5 protein-coding genes and 1 pseudogene are annotated in these 6,989 nt (G+C 36.8%); all 6 read right to left on the bottom strand.

Annotated elements, in window-relative coordinates; all coding sequences use genetic code 11:
* Positions 1-347: pseudogene (locus EP737_RS24490) on the bottom strand (sugar ABC transporter permease); the annotation flags it as partial.
* 581 nt (positions 348-928) lie between these two features.
* Positions 929-2,278: an ABC transporter substrate-binding protein gene (locus tag EP737_RS24485; protein WP_129731936.1), complete on the bottom strand. Its 1,350-nt coding sequence runs from the start codon at positions 2,276-2,278 to the stop codon at positions 929-931.
* Positions 2,279-2,911: 633 nt separating this feature from the next.
* Entirely contained in the window at positions 2,912-3,400 is a 489-nt protein-coding gene (locus EP737_RS24480) for a GNAT family N-acetyltransferase (RefSeq protein WP_129731934.1), read from the bottom strand.
* A 410-nt stretch (positions 3,401-3,810) separates the two neighbouring features.
* Positions 3,811-4,755, bottom strand: coding sequence for a sugar ABC transporter substrate-binding protein (locus EP737_RS24475; protein ID WP_129731932.1), 945 nt, complete (start codon positions 4,753-4,755; stop codon positions 3,811-3,813).
* A 253-nt stretch (positions 4,756-5,008) separates the two neighbouring features.
* Positions 5,009-5,269: an HPr family phosphocarrier protein gene (locus EP737_RS24470; protein ID WP_129731930.1), complete on the bottom strand. Its 261-nt coding sequence runs from the start codon at positions 5,267-5,269 to the stop codon at positions 5,009-5,011.
* An 800-nt stretch (positions 5,270-6,069) separates the two neighbouring features.
* On the bottom strand, positions 6,070-6,989 hold a 920-nt coding region (locus tag EP737_RS24465), incomplete at its 5' end, for a LacI family DNA-binding transcriptional regulator (RefSeq protein WP_165350920.1).

Genomic DNA, 6,989 nt, shown 5'->3' with positions numbered 1-6,989 from the left:
ATTGCAATCGCTAACAAAAGTGAGATCAGCATACAAATCGGGACAGTCAGAATAAATAGAGCATTATTCCCAAGTGACTTCAGGAACACTTTATCTCCTAGGATTTTGCTGAAGTTAGCAAACCCGACCCACTTTAACTGTGAAAGATTCGTAATAAAGCTCCAGTCCGCGAAACTCAGAACGAACGTCGCAATAATAGGAAGTAACATCAGGACAGAAACTCCTATTAGCATCGGAGACACAAACAATAACCCGATTCCATTTTCACTTTTTTCCTTGAAGACTTTGTTTTTTCTAGCATGCTTGGTAACCTTTGCGGGTGTTGAGAGTTCTGTTTTAGCACTCATTCCTATTCACCTCAATTTTTTAATGTTTTTGATTCTACATCAAAGCATGTTCTTGAGGATTCTGATATAGCATTTTGTTAGCTATTCCGAATGTTCCCCTAATTCTGTTACATAATTAAAGAAGGAAAATGGTTCTATCTGTAGGTTCAAGCACACGCTTTGATGTAGATCCATGCTTTTATTATAAAAGAGTGCCTGTTCCCTTTATTAACAGTATTTTGATTAATCTATACACAATTTTGACTTCTTCCTTCCTAATAGGGCATTCTACTTATAGCAGAATAAAAAGGGTGAAGGCAGCGGCATAGCCGCACTTATACCTTATCCCTAAAACTCCCTGATATATCGAATGAGCAGATCTTCCCCATTGAGTCTGGGGACATAAGAAATGCACTAAGAGACATTTCAAGGACTGCTCTTTTCATTAAATGAATAATGATTGCAAATAGACATACAGTAACAAAATAATCAACTACAAGTTATGGTGATAGGTCAAATTAGCTTCCAGCTAGAAATTTATACTTTCACAACGTGTAAAAAAAGCCCAGTACCACGATGAACTGGGCTTAAACATTCAACTATTATTTGTTAGTGTCGATAATTTCTTGTACTCGCTCTTTAGCAGCTTTAACAGTCTGATTGACATCCTGCTGACCATAAATCATCTTTTCATATTCTTCATTGAGCACTTTATAAACTTCAGCCTGATAGGAAACAGGTGGAATGATCTTGGATGCTTTAGCGTTTGTTAAGACATTGATAAGAGATTCTTTATCTACCTTCTCAGGATTTTTAGTTCCGCCCAAAATCTTGTCAATAATTGCAGTTAATTCGCTATCACTTACTTTACTCCATGATGGAATGTTTTTACCTTGGACAAGTTGTCCTTCCGTTGTATACCAGCGAATAAATTTATACGCTTCTTCTTTGTGCTCTGAATTTGCAGCAACCGACATATAGTCTGTTGTTACTGGCGTATAGCCGCCTTCATCGCCCTTTTCGTTTTTCGGATATGGAGCAACTGCAACCTCAAAGTTTAACGGGAACTGATCCGTGCCGCCAAGCTCTGTATTCATCCAGCTGCCAATTAGAATGGAGCTTGCATCCTGATTAAAGAACTGGTTACGGTAATGCAGCTTCTGAGATAAGATGTCTGTGTATGGAACAGCTGACTTATCTTCTTTTTCCATTTTTAATCTCATTTCAAGCGTTTTCTTGAACAATGGATTATCGAGGTTTGATTTGCCATCCGCTGTTATAAATTCCGTATTGTCAGCTTCACTCGCAAGCGCAAGCTTCATATATTCCATCCAGCTGCCATTCTGCGGTCCATGAAAGTATGTTCCGAAATGACCGTCTTTTGTCATCGCTTTTGCGTATGTCATAAATTCATCCCACGTCCAGTCTTTCGGAACCTCAAGACCAGCTGCTGCCAAATGATCTTTATTTAAGAGAACATACCAAGGGTTAAACTTACCTGGCAGCGCATAATATTTGCCATCTACTTTTGTGTCAACCTTATATTCTTCAGGAACTTTGTAGCCTTCTTCTTTAATAAATTCATCAATTGGTGCAACCATTCCCATGTTTACGCGCTGTGCATAACTTGCTGCGTCACTGAACATGAGCACATCCATTTTTTCTCCAGATGCAGCTGCAAGATCCAGCTTTTTGATTGCTTCCTGAGTGTCGCCTTTTTCACTAAGAGTCACTAAGTCAATATCAATGTTCGGATACTTTTTCTCAAAAGCAGCAATAGTGCTTTTCCAGTTATAAGATTCTTCGTTCCCAAAAGTATGGAATTTAATAGTGACCGTTTCAGCTTGTTTCGAATCTGCCGATGTTTTTTCAGTGCTGCTTCCTGCACAGCCTGCCATCATAACCGTAGACATTACGCTGCAAAGCAATGGAGCCCATAACTTTTTCTTCATCATCTTTCCCCCTACAGTTGTTTAATTTTTATCATGAAAGCCTTTACAAATGAAAGTTTATCAAATTCAGTTATTCTAGATATAAAACTAATTTTACTAGTTTGGTGAAATTTTTGACAAAGCCGTACTGTAGTTCATTTAATTTTCAGTTTTGGTGCAGATATGATTGGTTAGAAATATAGAGCTTCGGTATCCTTTTCAGCTATGACTTATGATACTGCTTCAAATCGTTTATGTATGAATTCAACCTCACTCTGGATAGACCTTATCCCTCGTTGGAGCTGTCATTTTTTCAGCATATGCATCACTTTCACTTCACCCCCAATAAGGAATAGAAAGTGAATTCGAAATATTTTTTACACAAAAAACAGGCCATAATATACTAGTTATAAATGAATTCTTGTATATTATGGCTAACTCTATTTTTATCAATTATGTCTGAATTCTGAAGATCAATAATATTGCTTTGTTTTAGAAAAGCCTCCATTTGTTTAAAAAACATTCTTTTTTAATTCTCTCAGGTGTTCCTCAATTTTGGCTTTTTATCGATTTTAATCGCAGACCTTATCGCTTTCTTTCTGCATTCAGGGCGATAAGATGGCGCAGTTCTCTGATTTAGAGCCGATAAAACATTCACTGCAATTTTTTACTCATGTTGTACCAAATGACTCTACCATGCTCAGAACTTGAAACCCCGAGGTTGCGGTATCCATAGCTTTCATAGAAGCGAATTAAGTTCTCTTTACAAGTGAGTGTAATCGTTTCACGGTTGTTCTCTCTTGCATTTTTTTCAAGATGTGTAAGTAATGCTAATGCCACACCTCGTTTTTGAAAATGCGGGGACACTGCTAATCCTAAAACACTTTGGTGACCGCCAGATGCTGGATTTTCCTTTACATTACCAAATAAGTCATCTGTAATGAATGCTGTTCCAATGACCGGCCCATTGACAAAACCCACTATCACACCATCTTTTTCAGCTACAAAAAAACTATCCGGAATCAATTGAATGCGCTTTTCAAATGCTTCTTTCGTCGCAGCCTCTTCTTCTGTAAAACAACAATGTTCAATAACTACAAGTTCAGGTAAATCTTTCATTTTTACGTTCCGTATTTTCAACATATCCGTCCATTCCTCCAAAATTGAAACATATTCCTAAATTAACTTAGATTTCGTCAAATGAATAGATAGCATGTAAGTTATTTTTATTAATCTCAAGTATCCGTTTCTTTAGTCTTTCTGAAAATGGGATCTAATATTTTCAAAATAATTAGGTGCTTCCTTCGTTTGCTCAATAAATAAAGACATCCCTTATTAAAGGAATGCCTCTGTTAATCGAGCAAGAAAAGAAAGATATTGAATAGTATGGAAGCGATGCATATGCCTCGAAAGAAGCAAGTTTTCTTACAGGAGAAGTCCGTCAAAAATCAGAAGGACTGTATACATCAGTTATTTGGATGTACAGCATAAGGTAGGCTTTCGAAAGAAGTCTATTTATATTTTCAAACTTTCATTGTATTTGCACCAGAACCTCATTTCACCAATCCTTTGAGGAAGTCTAATTTCAGCTTCGCATTATCTTGACTGATAACATCTACGCCCGTATCAATATTTTTTTTAACGTCCTCTCCCTTTATGACTTTCAATGCAGTTTCAATGCTTAGATACCCCATATCATAAGGATTTTGTGCGACTGTATCAGTTAATGTTCCATCTTCTATTAACTTAATCATTTTGATAATTCCATCTGCTCCTATGACTGGTATTTTAAGCCCGTGCTCCTTAATAACCTTTAACGCATCTACAGCCACGATGTCATTTGTAGTAATGATGCCTTTGACATCAGGATCATCCCGTAAAATCGTTTCCATTGCTTTTTTGGTTATCTCGGCATGATCTGATAATCCTACTTTTTCTGTCGCTATTTTGATCCCTGCAGCTTCTAAACTCATTTTAGCCCCTTCTATTCGCTTACCTATAACTGGAATATCTCCGCCAATCAAGGCCGCTTCATCTCCAGGCTGCAGATGTGAAGCTAATAATTCTCCGGCTATTCTGCCCAGATTAAGGTTATCCGTACCAATATATGCAGTTTTGTCTTTCCATGGATCGTATGTGTCTAATAGCAATACGGGAATATTCTTTTTTACAAATTTTTCTAATACAGGAATGATGCGATCTGGAGAAGTCGGAGAGACTATTAATACATCTGGCTTCTCTTTTAGAACATTCTCTAACATATCTCGCTGTGACTCTACTGTTCCGTCTTTAGGTGCGATCACTTTACCGTCTACGTCAAAATCCCGAAACCCCTTTTCCACTCCTGCTTTAGTGATTTCCCAGTATTCAGAATTAAAATCTTTTAAAACAACAACTACTTTAGGTTTATCCTCTGCTTTACAGAATTTGACTATGCATCCTATTAAAATGACTAGAAACAACGAACTAATCAATAGGATACGCAGCTTCTTTTTCATCTTTTATCTCCCTGTCATCAAAGTTTTGCATTTTTACAACATTAAGGATACGCATGTCCCTTTACTTGAAACTTCATTTATCTGTTATTATCGAAAAAAATGATTAATTTGTTGCATCTCTTCATTCAGTTCTAGTTGAAACTACACATTTCTCATCAGAACATGCCGTTCTACCTTCTTTTTCTATCAGCCATATTATTGATTAAACCGGAAGTTATCGGGTTAGCTCGCCGATATAAGTGCTGTAATATGTTCAACACTCCCTGCCAGAAAGAAACCTTTCTAGAGCTGCAATGGCCTCTTTTTCATCGCTTCCATTTGCAAGCAGGGTAATTTCTTCTCCGTTTCTAATAGCTAAGGTCATTACCCCCATAATACTTTTTCCAGGTGTTACCCTCTCATTTTTAATAATATTTATCTCACTGTTAAAGGAAGTTGATTTTTTTACAAATTGACTTGCATATCGAGCCTGAAGACCAGGCTGGAGCTGGATAACAACTTTTCTTTCTATCATGAAACATCCATCCTCTCTTTCCTTCATTAATATAGTATATATAGCCGATATTAAATAATTGAATGTTTAATACCAAAGCTTTGGATACGATTTTTTTGAAAACTTATCCTCTAATTCTCATTACACTCTCGCCTGCGCCGAATTCGTTTCTAGCTGGAAATTTATACTTTCCTATAGTGTAAAAAGGACAACTTCACTAACAGGTAAAGTCTGTCCAAAATAAAGCGTAACTCATCTATAAGCTATTCGAAATAATATTATAATCCATAAATTAACAGGTTATATAGGTTCCTATTACACCAATCTTTAAAGTCATACTCTTCCTAGTATTTATCTAACCGCTTATTATAACACAATATAGATATATATTAATTCTAAGAAATATTACCTGCTTCGTTACTTTTTCTCTTCTTTATGTTGTATAAAATGTAACCGTATTCTTTATCTGTTTTTATAGGGTTATCGATTGCCTTAAGTTGTCTTTAGTCTATCCTATAAGCCATAATATTTCAATGACTTTTTCCCAAAAAAATTTATATTCAAATCGTTTTTGTAATTATAGCTCTGTATAGATAGTTGAAAGTACCCCTTTGTATATCTTTATCTCTCTTTAGTTGATATTATCGAGTTCCTGATATCTCGCATTATAATTTTTATCCCTTATCACTCTTGCGAAGTTGGTAGAAAGCGCACTCTAAAAAGAACTGAGCATAGGCAAGCTGCCTATGCTCAGTTCTTTTTCATACAAGATTTAACTGCCGCTTGCAGTGGGGAAATCCCCTGCTCATAGAAGTTAAATTCTATATTGATTCTCTTTCATTAAGTCTTGCTGTTGACTGACGGATAACAAGCTCTGGGAGCAAAGAGATACGTTGTCTCGTGTTATCCTTTTGTTCAATTTGTTGAATTAAGAGCCCCATCGCCTTTCTTCCCATTTCATGTATCGGTATATCTATAGAAGATAACTGAGGTTCTACAACCTTGCACATCACAGCATTATCAAACCCTATAATAGATAATTCTTCTGGTATCTTAATCCCTAGCTCCTTTGCTGCCATAATAGCGCCAATAGCTAATATATCATTACACCCAAAAATTGCCGTAGGCCTTTGTCTATTAGTAAGCAACTCTCTAGCACACAGCCGGGCTCCTTCAATTGTCGGGTCAGTAGTTGTCATGACTAAGTTTTTATCTACCTCTATTCCCGCATTTATTAAAGCTTTTTCGTATCCCCTTGGGCGCTCTGCTCCACTTGCTGTTCCTTCCTCTGCGATAATTCCAATTCTACAGTGTCCTAGAGACAACAAATGCTCAGTGGCAACATAACCGCCTAAATAATCATCGCCAGCCACACTGCCTACTGGAAGTTCTGGTCGATGAAAAGCAATAAATACTAGTGGGATTTCCTCCTCAATTAACTGTCTCAAAACCGGTTCATTTTTAAAGAAAGAGGCGATAATAAATCCGTCAACACGTTTCTGCTTTAGCAATGTAATATGCTTAGCTTCCTTTTCTGGGTCACTTCCGGTACTGCACATGACAACACTAAAGCCCAACTCTTGCCCGTATTCCTCTATATATTTTAAATATTGGGCATATATAGGGTTCGCTGCGTCAGGAATTAATAATGCGATAGTATAAGTGGATTTCCCCTTCATTGCCGAAGCTAATACATTGGGCTGATAGTGACGCTTATCTATAATCGCCGTAATCTTTTTTC

The organism is Ectobacillus funiculus (assembly GCF_004138295.1).
GTDB classification, from domain to species: Bacteria; Bacillota; Bacilli; order Bacillales; family Bacillaceae_G; genus Ectobacillus; species Ectobacillus funiculus.
This window is presented reverse-complemented; position numbering and strand designations above follow the sequence as displayed.

Excerpts from the sequence above, each read along its gene's own strand:
- EP737_RS24480 (WP_129731934.1), bottom strand. The coding sequence starts at position 3,400 with ATGTTGAAAATACGGAACGTAAAAATGAAAGATTTACCTGAACTTGTA.
- EP737_RS24470 (WP_129731930.1), bottom strand. The coding sequence starts at position 5,269 with ATGATAGAAAGAAAAGTTGTTATCCAGCTCCAGCCTGGTCTTCAGGCT.
- EP737_RS24485 (WP_129731936.1), bottom strand. The coding sequence starts at position 2,278 with ATGAAGAAAAAGTTATGGGCTCCATTGCTTTGCAGCGTAATGTCTACG.
- EP737_RS24475 (WP_129731932.1), bottom strand. The coding sequence starts at position 4,755 with ATGAAAAAGAAGCTGCGTATCCTATTGATTAGTTCGTTGTTTCTAGTC.